The 17,557-nt window shown below is 38.1% G+C and carries 13 protein-coding genes; 7 read left to right on the forward strand and 6 right to left on the reverse strand.

Annotated elements, in window-relative coordinates; genetic code table 11:
• Nucleotides 1-10 precede the first annotated feature (10 nt).
• Together ES711_RS10250 and rpe are read right to left on the reverse strand one after the other, a co-directional pair.
• Nucleotides 11-1,039: a class I fructose-bisphosphate aldolase gene (locus ES711_RS10250; protein ID WP_146893201.1), complete on the reverse strand. Its 1,029-nt coding sequence runs from the start codon at nucleotides 1,037-1,039 to the stop codon at nucleotides 11-13.
• 152 nt (nucleotides 1,040-1,191) lie between these two features.
• Nucleotides 1,192-1,842 carry a ribulose-phosphate 3-epimerase gene (rpe, locus tag ES711_RS10255; protein ID WP_146893202.1) on the reverse strand — a complete coding sequence of 217 codons (651 nt, stop codon included), beginning with the start codon at nucleotides 1,840-1,842 and terminating at the stop codon, nucleotides 1,192-1,194.
• 459 nt (nucleotides 1,843-2,301) lie between these two features.
• On the opposite strand from rpe, the gene ES711_RS10260 reads away from it, so the two are divergent.
• The 7 genes from ES711_RS10260 to ES711_RS10290 all read left to right on the forward strand — a co-directional run bounded on the left by ES711_RS10260 (nucleotide 2,302) and on the right by ES711_RS10290 (nucleotide 11,259).
• Complete coding sequence (locus tag ES711_RS10260) at nucleotides 2,302-4,032, forward strand: APC family permease (protein WP_146893203.1); 1,731 nt, start codon at nucleotides 2,302-2,304, stop codon at nucleotides 4,030-4,032.
• A 309-nt stretch (nucleotides 4,033-4,341) separates the two neighbouring features.
• The gene (locus ES711_RS10265; protein WP_146893204.1) at nucleotides 4,342-4,764 is read left to right on the forward strand and encodes an MgtC/SapB family protein; all 423 of its coding nucleotides are present in this window, start codon (nucleotides 4,342-4,344) and stop codon (nucleotides 4,762-4,764) included.
• An 872-nt stretch (nucleotides 4,765-5,636) separates the two neighbouring features.
• Complete coding sequence (locus ES711_RS10270; protein WP_146893205.1) at nucleotides 5,637-6,311, forward strand: response regulator transcription factor; 675 nt, start codon at nucleotides 5,637-5,639, stop codon at nucleotides 6,309-6,311.
• A 6-nt stretch (nucleotides 6,312-6,317) separates the two neighbouring features.
• On the forward strand, nucleotides 6,318-7,574 hold the full coding sequence (locus tag ES711_RS10275; protein ID WP_146893206.1) for a sensor histidine kinase: 1,257 nt from the start codon (nucleotides 6,318-6,320) through the stop codon (nucleotides 7,572-7,574).
• A gap of 145 nt (nucleotides 7,575-7,719) precedes the next feature.
• On the forward strand, nucleotides 7,720-9,696 hold the full coding sequence (locus ES711_RS10280) for an LTA synthase family protein (protein ID WP_146893207.1): 1,977 nt from the start codon (nucleotides 7,720-7,722) through the stop codon (nucleotides 9,694-9,696).
• Nucleotide 9,697: 1 nt separating this feature from the next.
• The gene (locus ES711_RS10285) at nucleotides 9,698-10,579 is read left to right on the forward strand and encodes a diacylglycerol/lipid kinase family protein (protein ID WP_146893208.1); all 882 of its coding nucleotides are present in this window, start codon (nucleotides 9,698-9,700) and stop codon (nucleotides 10,577-10,579) included.
• A gap of 131 nt (nucleotides 10,580-10,710) precedes the next feature.
• A complete protein-coding gene (locus tag ES711_RS10290) occupies nucleotides 10,711-11,259 on the forward strand; it encodes a phosphatase PAP2 family protein (RefSeq protein ID WP_146893209.1) in 549 nt (182 codons plus the stop codon).
• Between the two features lie 272 nt (nucleotides 11,260-11,531).
• On the opposite strand, the gene ES711_RS10295 is transcribed toward ES711_RS10290, so the two are convergent.
• The 4 genes from ES711_RS10295 to ES711_RS10310 all read right to left on the reverse strand — a co-directional run bounded on the left by ES711_RS10295 (nucleotide 11,532) and on the right by ES711_RS10310 (nucleotide 17,183).
• Complete coding sequence (locus tag ES711_RS10295) at nucleotides 11,532-13,784, reverse strand: S41 family peptidase (protein WP_146893210.1); 2,253 nt, start codon at nucleotides 13,782-13,784, stop codon at nucleotides 11,532-11,534.
• A gap of 570 nt (nucleotides 13,785-14,354) precedes the next feature.
• Nucleotides 14,355-14,753: a GlcG/HbpS family heme-binding protein gene (locus ES711_RS10300; RefSeq protein ID WP_146893211.1), complete on the reverse strand. Its 399-nt coding sequence runs from the start codon at nucleotides 14,751-14,753 to the stop codon at nucleotides 14,355-14,357.
• A gap of 106 nt (nucleotides 14,754-14,859) precedes the next feature.
• Nucleotides 14,860-16,050 (reverse strand): formaldehyde dehydrogenase, glutathione-independent, encoded by a 1,191-nt coding sequence (gene fdhA, locus ES711_RS10305; RefSeq protein WP_146893212.1) that lies wholly within the window; start codon nucleotides 16,048-16,050, stop codon nucleotides 14,860-14,862.
• Nucleotides 16,051-16,541: 491 nt separating this feature from the next.
• Entirely contained in the window at nucleotides 16,542-17,183 is a 642-nt protein-coding gene (locus ES711_RS10310) for a hypothetical protein (protein WP_146893213.1), read from the reverse strand.
• Between the last annotated feature and the right edge of the window lie 374 nt (nucleotides 17,184-17,557).

Genomic DNA, 17,557 nt, shown 5'->3' on the forward strand with positions numbered 1-17,557 from the left:
ATTACAGGGCTTATAAACCATTGGTTTCCATTGAAATTTTATAGGTACCAAGACGCGCCAAAGCGCTCAATTTTGCCCGATGATAAAGTAACTTTTGTGCGGTATCTACATTCACATCCTGACCTTTCCAAGCCTCTAAACAGGGTTGTTGAATAGCTCTTGCGAAGGAAAAAGCAACGATCCAAGGAAGACGGTCTTTGTAGTTTTTATTGATGGCATTTAGGTGTTGGATGGCTTCTTGCGGCGATTGTCCTCCGGAGAGAAATGCAATGGCCGGCACAGCCGCTGGGACAGCAGATAAAAAGCACTTCACGGTTGCTGTAGCGACGTCATCAACACTGGGATTTTCGTCACTTTCTTTGCCGGCGAGCACCATGTTTGGTTTTAGAATGAGGCCTTGAAGATCAACACGATACTGATATAATTTTATAAAAAGGGCTTTCAGCGTTTGTTCGGTAACCTCATAACAACGCTGCATGGCGTGTGCACCATCCATCAACACTTCGGGTTCTACAATAGGCACCAAGCCTGCTTCTTGGCATAAGGCAGCATATCTAGCCAAGGCCTGTACATTGGCCTCTATACAGGTTTTTGTTGGGATACCATCGCCAATAGTAATGACGGCACGCCATTTGGCAAAACGGGCGCCTAAATTTTTATAGTCAGCCAATCGCTCTCGCAAGCCATCTAAACCTTCAGTAATCATTTCATTAGGGAAACCTGCCAAAGCTTTGGCGCCCATATCTACTTTTATCCCCGGGATAATTCCTGCATTTAGCAATTCAGTAGGTATGGGTATTCCGTTATTGGTTTGCTGCTTGATGGTTTCGTCATACAAAATTGCACCCCCTATGCTCTCGTTCAATCCTGGGGTGGTAGCAATGAGTTGGCGATAGTTGCGTCGCATTTCGAAGGTTTGGGGAATGCCATGAGCTAAAAACCTTTTGTCACAGGTGGGCGTACTTTCATCCATTGCCAAGATACCTTTGCCGTTGGAAAATAATTGCTCGATCGTCTGTTTTAGAAGATTTGATTGCATCACCTGGACTCGAATTTTACACAACTAAAGTTAAAAATCAATTCTCAGGGAAATTTATACTTTCCAAGCTATAACTTACATTATTCTCACTTCAACTATCACTAAAGTGAAGGATGGTGATCAGCAGGTAGGTCAAACTAATAGAGGCGTGTTTATAAGGCTTTTAATTGGGCTATTGTTCGAGCTGGGTTTGTAGATTTAAATATGGAACTCCCAGATACCAGCAAGTCTGCACCCGTAGCAATCAGCTTTGTGGCATTGTTTAAGTCCACGCCGCCATCAATTCCGATGATTGCTTTCGCCTTGTTTTTATCAATGAGTTGGCGGGCAAGTTCAATTTTCCGATAGGTATGGGCTATAAGTTCTTGTCCGCCAAATCCTGGGTTAACAGACATGATAAGCAGTTGTTCAATCTCCTCAATAATGGCGTCGAGAGCGTGGATTGCCGTATGAGGATTTATCGCAATGCCCGCACGCATACCTTCTTGTTTTATAGCCTGCAGCGTGTTGTGTAAATGAGGACAAGCTTCTATATGAACGATTAATGTGTCCGCGCCGGCGTCCTTAAACTGAGTAATGTAGCGTTCAGGCTGGATGATCATGAGATGCACATCCAATGGTTTGGAAGCCAGTTTTTTTATCGCTTTAAGTATGGGAAAACCGAAAGATATATTGGGCACGAAAACCCCATCCATAATATCAACATGAATGCGGTCTGCCGCGCTCTTATTGAGCATTTCAATGGCGCTTGCCAGATGGGCAAAGTCAGCTGAAAGTATTGAAGGCGCGATAAGATGGGACATTTGTTTTTGTTTATGACAAGATAAGCATAAAGCGCATGCAAGTGGTGGGTGTCAAGGATAATATAAAGCAAAATGAAGGTGGGAAAACTGTAAATATTACTTTTGTCTGTGTAATATAATGTTGATCAAAACATCCCAACTTTATACTGCGCTACGATCAATGTCCGGTATAACAGTTAAAAAGTTTGCAAATTCCTTAAAGCATGATGGTTTGAAAACTTGTAAATACACACTTCATTTTTGAAACCAATTTCACTTAGAGTGATTGGGTAAATTTAATTTAGAATAACGACAGTTTATCAGTCAGTTAAAATCAAGTCTTTGTTCTTTTCCCGATAGCAATAGGGACTATAAGCGCAACGATCTTAATTCTTTATCGTACACTAATGCTGCGGGATATTGAAATTTAAAATCCTTGGCTTATTTAGGTAATATACTTAAGTTTAAATCTAGTTTCTCATGACCAAAAAGCTCAATCAACTTGAAGCCACTGCTATTTGTGGTAATGATATCAGTTCTTCATGTCTTTATGTGTCTGCCTTAGCAATAGTTTATGCGGGACAATACGCATGGATTTCGCTTTTAATGGTCGCCACAGTACTTTTTTTCTTCAGAAAAATTTACGGCGAAGTAGTGGGGGCTTTACCGTTAAATGGGGGCGCCTACAATGCCTTGTTAAACACTACCAAAAAATCGACAGCCTCACTTGCTGCTGCTTTAACGGTCCTTTCTTATATGGCCACGGCGGTCATTTCAGGAAGCGAGGCCGTAAAATATGCCCATAGTATTTTGACGAGCATCCCTGTATTACCCGTTACCATTATGTTATTATTGGTATTTATGGGCTTGGTTATTATGGGGATAGGGGAATCCTCCAAAGTTGCGATGATTATTTTCCTTTTTCATTTGTTTTCCTTAATTATCCTCTGTGGATTTTGTCTTCTATATTTCGTTGAAAATGGAACAGCTACCTTAATCTCCAATTTTAAATTACCAATAGAAGGCAGCATTTTTAGTGCTCTGTTTTTAGGCTTTTCGGCTGCGATGCTGGGGATAAGTGGTTTTGAAAGTTCTGCCAATTATGTTGAAGAGCAGCAACCAGGTGTTTTCCCAAAGACCTTACGAAATATGTGGATTGTGGTCACCGTTTTCAATCCTCTGATTGCATTTTTGGCATTGGCCATTATTCCGATCAGTACCGTGGTACACTATCAAGATGCTTTACTTTCTGTTATGGGAATTACAGCTGGTGGCCAGTGGCTTTCTATGTTGGTGGCAATAGATGCTACCTTAGTGCTAAGTGGGGCGGTATTAACCTCCTATGTGGGGGTAGGTGGATTAATGAAACGTATGGCCTTAGATAGAATTTTGCCTAAATTACTGTTGAAAAAAACAAGGAAGGGGAGCAATTATTTCATTTTTATTGTATTCTTCCTATTATGTGTCTCTATTCTATTGGTCACTAAAGGCAATTTAGCAAAATTGGCTGGGGTGTATACCATCGCTTTTCTTTCAGTGATGATTTTATTCGGCATTGGCAATTTACTCTTAAAGCTTAATCGTGCCCGCCTGCCCAGACCAGAAAAATCCAGTTGGTTGGGTTTATGTATTGGAATTTTTGCAGTGCTGGCAGCCATTATAGGCAACGTGATTTTAAATCCGCATTATTTGGCAATTTTTATGGAATATTTAATTCCGACCCTTATTATCGTGTTTTTTATGCTGTATAGAGTGCGTATTTACAAAGCCGTATTGATTGTGTTGGAGTATTGTTTTCCTGAAAAAGGCTACGTATTTAAGAAATTACACCGAAAAATAAAGGAACTGTTATATAATGTCCATAAACAGCAATTTGTGTTTTTTACAAATCATGATGATATCGTGACTTTGAATATTGTCATCTTGTATATCATTACTAACGAGGCGGCCCGAAGACTTAAAATCGTATCGGTTTTAGAAACTGGTAAAAGCGTCAACAACCAATTAAAAAAGGACATAAAAACGTTGGATAGGGCATATCCCAATATCAATATAGACTTTATCGAAGAAACCGGAATCTTTGGTCCCGCAAAAATTAAAGAGTTGTCGACACGCTGGAGTATACCAACCAATTTTATGTTTATGGGCTCACCTGGCGAAGGTTTTCCCTTTAAAATTGAAGAATTGGGTGAAGTCCGTCTTATCATTTAACATCAGCTTATTGATGTTGGGGTCCAAAAAAGAATTCAAGTTTTATAAGCGCATCCCCGCAATGCAGGAGTGCTAATTGTGCGGCGAGTTTTAAGAATGATTTTTCGACATACCCTGTAAAGGTATAAATGAAATAATGAAAGGGTATTTAAAACCTTTGGGAGAAGTCATTAGCACCGAACATTATGATTTGTTTTTGGTTAGAGACCACACCATCTAGATAAAAGAGGACTTTATAATTTAATACCGTATCCATGGTTTATTGCAACCATTGTAGTCAGTACTTTTAAAATAGAAATTTTTAAACCTATGACAACTTCTGATTTCTTATTACGTTTATGTGCTGCTGCCTTGGCAGGACTATGTATTGGTTTCGAAAGACAATGGCAACATCAATCTGCAGGCCTAAAAACCACAATGTTGGTCACTGCGGGAGCTGCAATTTTCACCATGCTTTCCATACAATTCAGTCAGGACTCCAATGATGTGGATGCGACGCGAATAATAGCACAAGTTGTTACTGGGGTTGGGTTTTTAGGGGCGGGTATTATTTTTAAAGAAGGTTTTAATGTTCACGGCCTCACCACTGCCGCCACCATTTGGTGCAGTGCGGCAATAGGTTGTGTAGCTGCTGCTGGATTTTTTATGGAAGCCTTTATCAGTACAGCTTTGGTTCTCATCGTCAATATTGTCTTACAACCATTAGATACTTGGCTTAAGAATCGAAAATGAATTTTAAACGATGTTTAATCTTAGGATCTATCATCTGATTACCCTAAAAAACGCGTCGAATTTACAAAGGTACTTAACGAACGTAGTTTTAGTATCTACTGTGTTTTAGAGATTTCATAAACTCAAGGATGTTTAGTGAAAACTATTCTTTATAATACCGAAATGTTAAATAATCATTTGCTTGTCCGCAACATATCATAAAGCTGTTAATTGTGTCATTATGGTAAGTTATACATGTAGGTACTAATAACAAACATTTGCTTTTGTTCTGCGGTTACCTATGTGATTTGGGGGATAACCTTTCACATGCTCATGGTTTTGTTTCTCGCTAATTGTGCAGATATTGACAGATTTTACATGCGTATGACAAAAAACATAGATACAAATAAAACCATTATGTTTTTTAACTGTGGCTAGCCAGCGTTTGACCTATTTACCTATATGTAGTAGTGTCAATTAACTGGTTATACGTCTTATCATCGTTTTGTTGTTCAAAAATGTTAAATAGAAGTAAAGCTTATTGATAAACGTAAAGCAGTCATGGAAAATTTCAAGAAATAAATGTAAAGTTTGCATCCGCATCGAAACCTGTATACTTAAATGCATTTAGTATTTATAGAATAGCGTTCCTAAAATATTTTAAACCATGCCATCCTCATCACTGTTGCATTCTTTATACATTAATGATTTTCGCCCTGTCTATAATTCATAGTGTAGTGAAGTTATAGCACAACATTTTAGAGAGATTATTAGAGATTATGTGTTCATTTTTTTGTAATTCGGTTACTTTAATCAACAACTTATAGGCTGTCAAGATCGTCTTTAGATTTAATTTAGAATGCTCTTGTAAATTTATTATCTAAATTTAAGTCATGAAATATCTCATCGCCGAAGACGAAATCGATTTGCAACAAGCCATCGCCCACTATTTAACGCGAGATGGAAATATTTGTGAGGTGGCCTCTGATTATCATGAAGCTTCCGAGAAAATCCAGATATACGACTACGACATCATTATTTTGGATATTAACCTTGTTTCAGGGAGTGGACTCGATATTTTAAAAATCTTAAAGAAGGAAAAGAAGAGTGCTGGTGTGATTATAATTTCGGCCAATAATTCCTTACAGGACAAGTTGGAGGGTTTAGATTTGGGGGCTGACGATTATATGACCAAACCATTTCATCTGGCAGAACTTAATTCTAGGATCACCGCGGTATTGCGTCGCGGCAAATTTGGTGGGAATGCAATTATAGAATTTAATGAAATTAGTATCGATACCAGTGCAAGAGTAGCGTATGTGCACGGAAAAGCAATCCAATTGACTAGAAAGGAATATGATTTATTAGTTTTTTTTATTTCCAATAAAGGTCGTGTGCTCTCCAAAGAAACCATAGCAGAGCATCTCTGGGGAGATCATAGCGATTTACTGGACAATTTTGATTTTATTTACGTCCATATCAATAATTTAAGAAAGAAGTTGACAGCTGAAGGCGCTAAGTACCTCAAAACGGCCTATGGCAGCGGTTATAAATTTATTGAAGACTAACTACACGTGAGACCAAAGACCAACCTCCTCAGAAAAACCTCCAAGACCTTTTTGTTAACAGGACTAGTCCTCACGATTTTAAGTTGTATTGCGCTTTATTTCTACACTAAAAACTTACTTCAAGAAGAGATTGAAGAAGAGTTGTATTCTACCGAAGCACGGGTCAGCGACGCTCTGGAACACCACAAAATAGTCTATTCGCTTCCACCCGTCACTGAAATAAAGAAGGTAGCTTCTTTACGGCCTGAACTCCTTAAAGATACGCTTATTTATGATCCCTCTCAAGATGATATGGAACTGTTTAGGGAGCTCTCAACTTATAAAAAAATACATGATGAATTTTATCATATCACCATTAGAACTTTGGTGGTAGAGTCTGAATCGATATTGTTGGCTATTGTCATCTCAAACATCAGTTTGTTTGTGTTGGCGTTTATCTTTCTTTTTTACTTTAATACCACTAAGAATCTTAAAATATGGCAACCATTTTTCGATAATCTAGACGCGATGAAAAAATTTTCATTGACCTCCAAAGAGCCCGTTTTATTAACAGAAAGTGATGTTTTGGAGTTCTCAGAGTTGAAAGATCAAATTGAATTTTTAACCACTAAAGTGAAGGTTGATTATGATAATTTAAAACAATTCACCGAAAATATTTCTCATGAAATTCAGACGCCATTGGCCATTATTCAAGCAAAAATCGATAATATCATTAATGAACATGCCATCAATACAAAGCAATTTGAGCAAATTACGTCCATTCAAAAGGACATCCAACGCTTAAAACAACTGAATAAAAAAATTACAACACTTACCAAAATTGACAATAACCAATATGACAAAATAGAAACCTTGTCGCTAACTCAAGGTATTGACGACCATATTGAGAATTATAAAGAATTAAATATAAATAACATCACCCATGTCTCAAAAGGCACCCTATGGGTATTTATGGATCCCTTTCTTGCGGATGTGCTAATCAATAATTTAATATCCAATGCCATCAAGCATAGTACTAAGGATAGCAGCATTTCTATTGTGACGAATAAACATTCGTTAAAGGTTTTTAATTCAGGCACGGCATCACTCATCCACCCAGAGAAGTTGCATCTCAGATTCTATCGCGAAAACACCAATAATAAGTCTACAGGATTGGGATTGGCCATCGTCAAAAAAATATGTGATCTTTATGGATTCAATCTGTCTTATCGGTTTGATCGACAACAGCATGTTTTTAGTATAGATTTTGCAAAGAGCACTTAAAAAGTCAGCTGGAATCTATTATAGAATTGTAGTTCTATCCTTTTTTTTCTTTGGCTCTATTCCGGAGTAACCTTTTTCAGACTTTAAGTTTTCTTTAGAATCGCATCGTAATTTTGGGTATAATTAAAACTGATTTCAGCGATCCATGTCAAAAATTTTCCCAACGCGTTTTGCGTTACTAAAAGCCTTTTTAGGCCTGTTTTTAATACTTTCCTTTGTCGTAAGACTCAGTTTTCTAATTTGGAATTTTTCTGAAGTGGACAAAGGTGTTTTTGTGTTGGTCAATACCTTCCTGATCGGTTTTCTATTTGATTTGGCTACCATTTCATATCTGCTCATCCCGTATTTGATTTATCTTGTAATCGTTCCAAAGCGCTTATATGGCACTTTAGTGGATAGGATAGTGACCTATTTAGGATTTACTCTGGGTGTGCTTATCCTATTCTTTTCATTTTTTGGAGAATTGACGTTTTGGGATGAATTTCAAAGGCGTTATAATTTTATAGCTGTAGATTATTTGATTTACACCTATGAAGTAGTGAAGAATATTAATGAATCCTATCCGTTGCCTGTCCTAATTTCAGGGATAGTGGTGTTGGTTTTAACCAGTTTTTTTATCGTTCACAAACGTGGGTATTTTTGTAAAACGTTTTCAAGTAACACCCCATTTAAACCCAAATTAATCGTCGCAATGCCTTGGTTGGTCCTGGTAGCACTAAGTGCATTTTTTGTTAGCAATACGCAGGCTGAATTTTCAAAAAACAGATTCAATAATGAGCTGGCGAAAGCAGGCATTTATTCTTTCTTTTCAGCCTTCCGAAACAATGAATTAGTGTATACTGAATTTTATAAGACCTTACCAACGGAAGAGGCTTTTCAAATCCTTAAATCGAGTTTGTCAAATTCTAAGACCACATTCGTAAATCCGAATAAAGCTGCTATTTATAGAACAGTTGTCAACGCTGATAGTGTTTTAAAACCTTTCAAGCCCAACGTGATTTTCATTTGCATTGAAAGTTTGAGTGGCGATTTTTTAAAGGAATTTGGCAATGAAAATAACATCACACCCACTTTGGATTCACTCGCCAATCAGAGTATATTCTTTACAAACCTTTATGCTACCGGTACCCGAACTGTAAGAGGCATGGAAGCCATAACTTTGTCCATACCTCCAACCCCAGGGAGAAGCATCGTAAAACGAAAAAACAATCAGGGCTTGTTTACTATTGGCGAGGTGTTTAAGCAACAAGGTTATGAACGTAATTTCTTTTATGGCGGCGATGGCTATTTTGATAATATGAACACTTTTTTTGGTGGAAATGGTTTTAATATCATCGATAGGGGGAGAGGGTTCTTATTAGATAAAAGTATTGCTACAACCCGCACCAATATTGAAGACAACGAAGTGACTTTTGAAAACGCTTGGGGTGTTTGTGATACGGACATTTATAACAAGGTCATTAAGGAAGCAGACAAAGCCTATAATACTGGCGTGCCATTTTTCGATTTTGTGATGACCACTTCCAACCATAAACCCTATACCTATCCCGAAGGCAGTATCGATATTCCGTCAGGAACCGGACGGGATGGCGCGGTAAAATACACGGATTTTGCCATAAAAGAGTTTATTAAAGAGGCACAGCAAAAACCTTGGTTTAAAAATACAGTAGTTGTGATAATGAGCGATCATTGTGCGAGTAGTGCAGGTCGTTGGGACTTAGATGTGAAGAATTATCATATCCCTGCCCTGATCTTTAATTTGCTAGATCAGAAGGCAGAAAAGGTAAGCACGCTGGCGTCACAAATTGATGTGTTTCCTACACTGTTCGCCGCTTTACATTGGGACTATACATCTAATCTCTTTGGTGAGGATATCTTGTCCATGAAACCTGATCAGGAACGCGCATTTATTGGAAATTACAGAAAATTGGGATATTTAAAAGGAACGGATCTGTTAATTTTAGATGAACAAGCCCATGCCGACTATTACTCTTGGGATCCGCTTGATAATAGTTTAAAAGCAAAATCCTCAATCGCGCAATTTCAAAAGGAAAGTATTGCCTTCTACCAGGTGGCCAATGATCTGTACAGTAATGGAGGGTTAAAGCTTAAGCTCGAATAAAATGCTCAACATTCATTTCATTGTCAACCCGATAGCAGGTTCTGGGAAGCATCGTTTATCTGAAACGCTTTTACAACACTATTTTGAACCTCAAAATTATCTGATCACCCTAAAAACTTCTGAGTATAAAAGTCATGCTTCAGAACTTACCAAAGCGTCCATCCAACAACATGCTGATATTATTGTGGCCTGTGGAGGAGATGGTACGGTCAATGAAGTGGCCTCCCTCTTGGTAGGAACAACAATTCCTTTAGGTATTGTGCCTATTGGTTCAGGCAATGGTTTGGCAAACAATTTGAAGATCCCGACACACTTGGCAGAGGCTCTGGAAATCATCAAAAAAAACCAACCCACAATGATTGATGTTGGCTGTGTCAATCAGCGGTATTTTTTTAGTAATATTGGCTTCGGATTTACAGCCAAAGTCATAGAACACTATGCAGCGTCAGAGAAGAGAACATGGCGTTGTTATTTAAAAGCTTGCTATAAGGCGTTTTGGGCATATTATAAAAAGGAAACCGTGGTCATGGTTATTGATGATAATATTGAGTTGAGGAATCCGTTTTTGTTCTTTATTTCCAATTCAAACGTTATGGGCTACACGATGAGCCTCACGCCAAAAGCTTCCTTAAAAGATGGTCTATTAGATGTGCTTATTGTGCCCAATATCAGCCGATTGAAAATGATGTATCTTGGAGTTTTGCTGCTCCTAAAAAAACCACATGCACTGAAGGAGGTGAGATACTATCAGACCACAGCTTTAAACATAACTCAAAAAGGAGCTCCTATTTTTAGTGCGCAAATAGATGGCGAATGGTCCCAGACAGAGGCAAAATCAACATTGGTTGCTCTAAAAGAAAAAGCGTTAAACGTATTGGTTTAAGATTTATAGTTGGTGAAGCAGAAACTTTAAATTCTCTTAAGAATTTAAAGTTATTTTTGTATCACATATAGGCGGTCTTGGAAGTAAGAAGGACGCGTCAACCTCAATTTTTAGTAGTACTATTTAAAATTATGCAAAAAAATATATCAGTTTTATTATTAGTTATTCTTTTCTGGATTGTTAATTGCCAACAGTCCTTCGCACAGAAATCAGGAATAGAAACCGCGGGAGATATTGGATTGGTAACAGCTCCGGTTGCAGCCCTTACAGTGGCCTTGCTCAAAAAAGATCGTCAAGGAACTTGGCAATTCTCCAAAGGATTTTTGCTAAATCAGGCTGTAACGTTCGGGTTAAAGGTGGGGATTAATAAAAGAAGACCTTTTGACAATGGCGATAACGCATTTCCTTCTGGCCATACATCCACAACATTTCAGGCGGCGTCATTTATCCACAAACGCTATGGGTTTTCATATAGCATCCCATCCTATGCTTTGGCAGGATTTACCGCATTTAGCAGGATAGATGCCCAAAAACACGATGGCTGGGATATTCTTGCTGGAGCGGTCATTGGCATTGGAAGTACTTTGATTTTTACTACGGAATATCAACAAGAGCATATGGAGCTCACTTTTAATACCAAAGATGGGGATTACCTCATGGGCTTCACCTATACTTTTTAAAATTATCAGATTACATTTTTAAAACTTTATGTCGCGAATTCACGATGAACAGAGCGTCAATGTACTGACTTCTAAACTGAGTTTGTGGGTTTAGTCTTAAAACAATACTTCAAATAGATGGACTGATTTTGAAAGCAAAATATGCCAAAAGATAATTTTTCGTATACGCGTTCCTTCAGATCTTTAAATTTTATAAATGATAAGTCAGGTCATTACGGTTAACGAAATACTCTGGCATAAAGCGTTAACATCCGAATAATGAAGGAGTCTTCTCAATTTGAAATGACCTTTATAGCGCTTTCTAAAAATTCATCTGTCCCTGCTCTTACACCTTCAATTGAGGTGTTGACATAAATATCTGGTACTATGCCTATAGCATGATGCTGACTTCCATCGTGGTTCACCACCTTCATGCCAGTCCAACTGATAACGTAATTTCCCAATAGCCTAAATGGATTTATGTTCCCATTAGTGCCTGCTGTTGGTTGCCCTACAATTGTTGCCAATTGATAGTGTTTGATAAAACCCATAAAGCTTTCTGCATAACTGATTGCCCTGCCATCAATAATGAAAACTACTTTTTTAGCTCCCAAATAAGGTTTTCTTGCGGGCATTTCCCAACCATGGTTTTCATAATCTGATACTTTTTGGTGGTCTGGATAAATAATTTTTGGGACTCTCATCCAAGCTTTAGAGGTGTCATTTGTTTTAAGCAGATGCGAAATAAAGTCATGGTTCCCGTTGGGATATCCTCTCAAATCACAAATGATTCCTTTTGCTTTTTCCAATTGTGGCATTAATGCCGTAATAGTATCCATCTCAATAGTGTTGAGATTGAGATAGTAAATGTTATCGTCTAATATTTTATAGTTGTTTTCCTGTATGCTGATGTTATGTTGACCATACTCGAATTTCTTATCGCGCTGTAAAACCACCTTTTTACCGTCAATTTCTAAAGCCAGGGATTCATTCCTTTTACCAAATAAACTGACTTGTTGTGCTCTATAATTAAGCCATCCCTCGGTTCCAGCTGAAATGGTCGAATTGATTTCTTTAAAATAAGCTTCCGAGGTTTGGCCATCTATTTTGGTTACAATATCGCCTACCTTAATTCCAAGATCAGCAGCTTTAATTTTAGTGATAACCAAAGCATTTTCAATCCATTCCCATTGAATAGGAGGGACATAATTTTCAGCATTGCCGCCGGTTACATAAATATGCCCATCCTTTAAAGGCGCCGTAAATTTTTCTAAGGTGATGAGGTGCTCTTGTTCGGTCTGGTCAGTTAAACTTCTTTTTAGAGCCTTTGCCAAATCGAGATCCCAATTGACGTTTACTTCAGCAAAATACGGATAGAAATGTTGAAATACGTTGTAGGTATTAATGACATTGCCTAAGTATAAAGCTTGAATTTCTGAATTGGTATCCCATTTATTTAAGCGGGATTTAAATTTAGTAAACGTCTTGCTTTTTGGATAGGTGTGCTCTTTGGTGGTGTACAAGGTCAGGGGAATTTGACAGAACATACCCGGCCCAATTTCTTTTTCTATGAGTTCTCCAAATTTTGGCGCGGCATCAAAAAGAGGCTCCTCTTTTAGTTTCTTAGAATCTGAATTATAACTGATCCTCACACTTTGTCGTCCTTCCTTAACGTCAGTAGTTTCTAAGGCGTAGGCATAGCCTTTGCTAGCGCCGGTCCATGGCGTTGTGTCGTTTTTTGAACCAATGGTTTCCGCTTCAAAATTGTTGTTGACTATGGGGATTTCAATCCATTCTCCTTCATTCTCATAGTAAAGGTGCACATCATCCACATACAAGCTGCCTTTTCCTATAAGGAAAGATCCCAAGAACAATCCAGATGCCAAGGCGTCTACCTCGCCAATAATCTCATACTGTTCCCATGTATTACTTTTGATCGGCCTATTGCCCATATTATCAAAAAAGCCCATTTTCTTATTCGGCTTATCTACTCTAAGCCATAAATGTCCAGTGCCCTGTGAGCCGTCCTTAAGTTTTACCCAAGCGGTATATTTAATTTTCTTCCCTCTATATGCTTCTGGATTAATGCCCGTCGCAAGACTTCCAAAACCATTAGTTTGCACAGCTTCCTTATATCTATTCACTCTAACACTGCTGTAGATGCCACCCTGATTAATCATGTCTTTAGAAACCCCTTTGTGTTGCCAATAGGTCAACTCGTAATCTTTGGTGTTCGGAGGAATTAGGATGCTGTTATCATAATTCTGTTTTGAATTTGAAAATACAATGCTAGGGGCCATAGGTTTAAAGAGCGCGTTGAGTGTTGTGATGGCCTCGACGCTATTCTCGGCTTTTAACATTTCGCTGGCTCCAAATGCAGCAAAATTATTCCAATCGATTTCTGAAGCTTCGTCACTAGGATGAAAGTATTTGACATACCCATAGGCCTTGGCAAACGCTTGTAAATTAATAGTGCGTTGGTCTTGCTGAGCAAAACTTGAACTTAGTAATAAAAGCGAGCAAAGTAGTAGAAGGTTTTTTTTCATTAGATGCCTAAGTGGACTCGGGATTTAAAATTGAAATGCTAAGGTTCGTGTTTAAAAGTAGTAAACTCATCTTCAAAAACCATTTTTTTAACAAAAGGGATTTACTTACACGGAGGTGTGGCAAACCGTGGAAAAATACAATTATGTGAAGTAGATGGGTGTTGCCCTATGAAATAATACAATCCTTCTCCGCAACAGGGTATGTGAATAATATTAAAAAATAACGGTACTCCTTTTTAACAGAATCCGTTTTATGCTCCCATTGGACAGTAAGTACGCTGCTGATTCCCTTGATATGTGATTTTGAAGGACACTATTTATTGTAGGAAGTGAATAGTGTGTTTGCCATGGAATTACATCTGAACAGTAAGATAATAGGTTACCTATAGTGAAGATGTTCCACAGTAAAATTCCTGATTTTGTGAAATAAATTTTAAAAAAGCGCCTTGCAAAGCCATAGTTGAATTGACATTGCCGACGCTATAAATTGCACTGATTTTATAAGGTTACAAATAAAAAAAAAGGATCATCAGTAACGACGATCCTCTTTGTAAACTATATTATTATGTATTAAAGAGCTTTGGCTCCGGCTTCTGCTACTGCGTGATCGTTGTCAACAGAACTTCCGCTTACACCAATCGCCCCGATGATATCTCCGTTTGAATTGGTAATTGGAATACCTCCTGGGAAGGTAATAAGTCCACCATTAGAGTGTTCAATGTTGTATAAAGAACCTCCTGGTTGGGATAGTTCGCCTACTAATCCCGTGTTCATATCAAAAAAACGTGCTGTTTTTGCTTTTTTAATTGAAATGTCAAGAGAACCTAACCAAGCGCCATCCATACGTGCAAACGCTACTAAGTTAGCGCCAGCATCTACCACCGCGATATTCATTTTGGTGTCTATGGCTTTTGCTTTTTCTTGTGCTGCTGTGATGGCCTTTTCTGCCTGTGCTAATGTGATATTCATAATTTTTATTTTTTAATTTTAATGTTGTTATAATGTTACAATATACGTTGTAATGTCTTTGATAAAGTTATTAAAACAGTTCAATAACTTATGAAAAAGGCTCAAATTAGTGAGCTATTAAACCGTGTGGGTCTATCACAAACTTTTTAGCTACTCCAGAATCAAAAGCGGCATAGCCTTTTGCGGCGTCTTGCAGACTGATGACCTCTACGTTGACCGCTTTTGCGATATCTATTTTATCGTGCAAGATAGCATTCATCAGTTGTTTGTGATATTTCATAACTGGTGTTTGACCTGTATGGAATGAATGGGATTTTGCCCATCCCAATCCGAAACGGATTTTCAAGCTGCCTTGTTTTGCAGACTCTTCTTTAGCTCCTGGATCTTCAGTAACGTAAAGTCCCGGAATACTAATTTGACCACCAGCTTTGGTAATGGCCATCGCCTGGTTCAATACAATGGCGGGCATTTCTTTTCCTGCACTGTCGCCATGACCACTAGCTTCAAAACCTACACAGTCAATAAAGCAATCCACTTCAGGGATACCAACAATCATGGCAATTTGTTCTTGCACCGGAATCCCGTTGGTTAAATTAATGGTCTCACAACCAAAACTTCTAGCGTGGGCAAGGCGTTGTTCATTAAGATCGCCTACAATAACTACTGCAGCGCCTAATAATTGGCAGCTTGATGCAGCAGCGAGGCCCACTGGTCCTGCACCGGCAATATACACCACTGAACCCGCAGTTACTCCTGCCATAACAGCGCCGTGAAATCCAGTTGGTAGAATATCAGAAAGCATGGTCAGGTCCAATATTTTTTCCATGGCCTGATCCTTGTCAGGAAATTTAAGCAAGTTAAAATCGGCGTAAGGTACCATCACATATTCCGCTTGGCCTCCAATCCATCCGCCCATATCAACATAGCCATAAGCCGCACCCGGGCGATCGCCATTTACGTTTAAACAGATGCCTGTTAATCCTTTTTTACAGTTATCACAGCGTCCACAAGCAATATTAAAGGGCACGGATACCAAATCTCCTTTCTTGATAAATTCAACATCCCGTCCTATTTCTATGACCTCTCCGGTAATTTCATGGCCTAGAACCAATCCTTTTTCAGCTGTGGTTCTACCTCTTACCATGTGTTGGTCTGAGCCACAAATGTTGGTAGCTACAATCTTTAAAATTACGCCGTGTTCACATTTTCGGTCTCCCAAAGCTAATTTGGGATAATCTATTTCTAATACTTCCACTTCTCCTGGTCCTACATAGGAAACTCCATGATTTTTACACATAATTGTATAATTTATTCAAATTAATATAAAATTTTAATCAAAAAACTTGATAATATGCAATATAATCCTTATTGTGCGTTCAAAGGTTATGAAAACAGGTCAATCTTTAAATAAGTTGCAAATGGCGGTTTTGGCGTGAGGTATTTCGTTAACTATTGGGTACGAGCCCTAAGTCGTAATTCTAGATATTCCTGTCCTTTAAAAAAGTAATGGAAAGTATTTCACTAATGTAACGGAACTCAATTTTTTAAAGCTGACGAACAATCTTGGTCAAAATAAGTTGCGGGTTTACGTACGGAATTTAGTAAATAAATACTAAAAATATAATGGGGATGTAGAGAATGCCAAGTTTTTTTTAGGGCTTTTCAAGTGAGATCAGACAAAACCATATCGTTGTTAATAAGTTGGTTGCAAGCAAGTTTTAGTCCCGAAAGCTATTGGTGCTTACAGCGCGGCGATCGTGATTCTTTTTCGGACATCAATTAATTTTTTTATAAACTTTGTTTTAAAATCCATTTTTTGGTCGGTTCAATCCACGCCAGTAATGGTTTATACAAAAATCCATGACCCAAATTTGTATTCAATTCTAGTTGTTCAAATTTCGTGGTAAAATTGTCAGACTTTTTCCAGTAGTCATAATTTTTTCCAGCAATACTATCGGATACTTCGTAAATGCCTAGTACCTGCCCATGAAATTTCCAATCATTAGTCGATTCTTGAAAAGTATTGTTTCCGGCAAGTAGAACATAATTGATTGGATTTAAATTTAGGTCTGAAATATTCGAAGCAATTATGGCCCCCTTAGATGCTCCAATAACCGTAATGTCATTCGGTTTGATGCCTGACTGTAGAAGGCTATCTATTTGTTTTGAAATCTTAATGGCATACGCTCTTGGTTCAACATCTTCTTTCCTAACCTCATAATAAACGTGGGATTTTTGAAACTTTAATGCCGAAATAATGCTGTCTAATTCATAACTGCCAAATACCTCACTATAAACATTTTTACCTTGCTCTTCAATTATTCGACCGTGAATGTAAAATAGATGTTTCCTGTTATTGGTTTTGCTTGCATCCGATTGACAACTGAATTGAATCACTGTTATAAGCGCTGATAAGATAAATAATTTCATGTCAGTGTTTTTATTTTGGTTGGCTCACAACTTTTTCTTTGTTAATCGTGATACGCTAAGTTAAGGAAAACTACCAATAGGTCTGGTAACTGGCAATCCTGCCTTTGTCGCTAGGCGCCAAGGATTTTTAATTTTTTGAAGCATCGTGAGAACGCTTTTTTGGCACGCTTAACCCGTCCATGGAGTTAAGTAAGGTAAACATCATAGGATTGACCTAGGCCAACTAGGGTCTTGCATTTGGCCACCATAGTATTCTATCCTAAAAACATTAGAAGTGTACCCGGAAACTTAACAAAAGTGCTACAAGAGTATTTGCCTGTGTGTTTCATAAAATGAGGACGCTCCGGAACTTGACACATTTGTAATTAAGCCAT

The sequence above is a fragment of the Gelidibacter salicanalis genome, from assembly GCF_007997285.1.
GTDB classification, from domain to species: Bacteria; Bacteroidota; Bacteroidia; order Flavobacteriales; family Flavobacteriaceae; genus Gelidibacter; species Gelidibacter salicanalis.

Excerpts from the sequence above, each read along its gene's own strand:
- ES711_RS10300 (WP_146893211.1), bottom strand. The coding sequence starts at position 14,753 with ATGAATATCACATTAGCACAGGCAGAAAAGGCCATCACAGCAGCACAA.
- ES711_RS10270 (WP_146893205.1), top strand. The coding sequence starts at position 5,637 with ATGAAATATCTCATCGCCGAAGACGAAATCGATTTGCAACAAGCCATC.
- fdhA (WP_146893212.1), bottom strand. The coding sequence starts at position 16,050 with ATGTGTAAAAATCATGGAGTTTCCTATGTAGGACCAGGAGAAGTGGAA.
- ES711_RS10285 (WP_146893208.1), top strand. The coding sequence starts at position 9,698 with ATGCTCAACATTCATTTCATTGTCAACCCGATAGCAGGTTCTGGGAAG.
- ES711_RS10295 (WP_146893210.1), bottom strand. The coding sequence starts at position 13,784 with ATGAAAAAAAACCTTCTACTACTTTGCTCGCTTTTATTACTAAGTTCA.
- ES711_RS10290 (WP_146893209.1), top strand. The coding sequence starts at position 10,711 with ATGCAAAAAAATATATCAGTTTTATTATTAGTTATTCTTTTCTGGATT.
- ES711_RS10310 (WP_146893213.1), bottom strand. The coding sequence starts at position 17,183 with ATGAAATTATTTATCTTATCAGCGCTTATAACAGTGATTCAATTCAGT.
- ES711_RS10260 (WP_146893203.1), top strand. The coding sequence starts at position 2,302 with ATGACCAAAAAGCTCAATCAACTTGAAGCCACTGCTATTTGTGGTAAT.
- ES711_RS10250 (WP_146893201.1), bottom strand. The coding sequence starts at position 1,039 with ATGCAATCAAATCTTCTAAAACAGACGATCGAGCAATTATTTTCCAAC.
- ES711_RS10265 (WP_146893204.1), top strand. The coding sequence starts at position 4,342 with ATGACAACTTCTGATTTCTTATTACGTTTATGTGCTGCTGCCTTGGCA.
- ES711_RS10280 (WP_146893207.1), top strand. The coding sequence starts at position 7,720 with ATGTCAAAAATTTTCCCAACGCGTTTTGCGTTACTAAAAGCCTTTTTA.
- rpe (WP_146893202.1), bottom strand. The coding sequence starts at position 1,842 with ATGTCCCATCTTATCGCGCCTTCAATACTTTCAGCTGACTTTGCCCAT.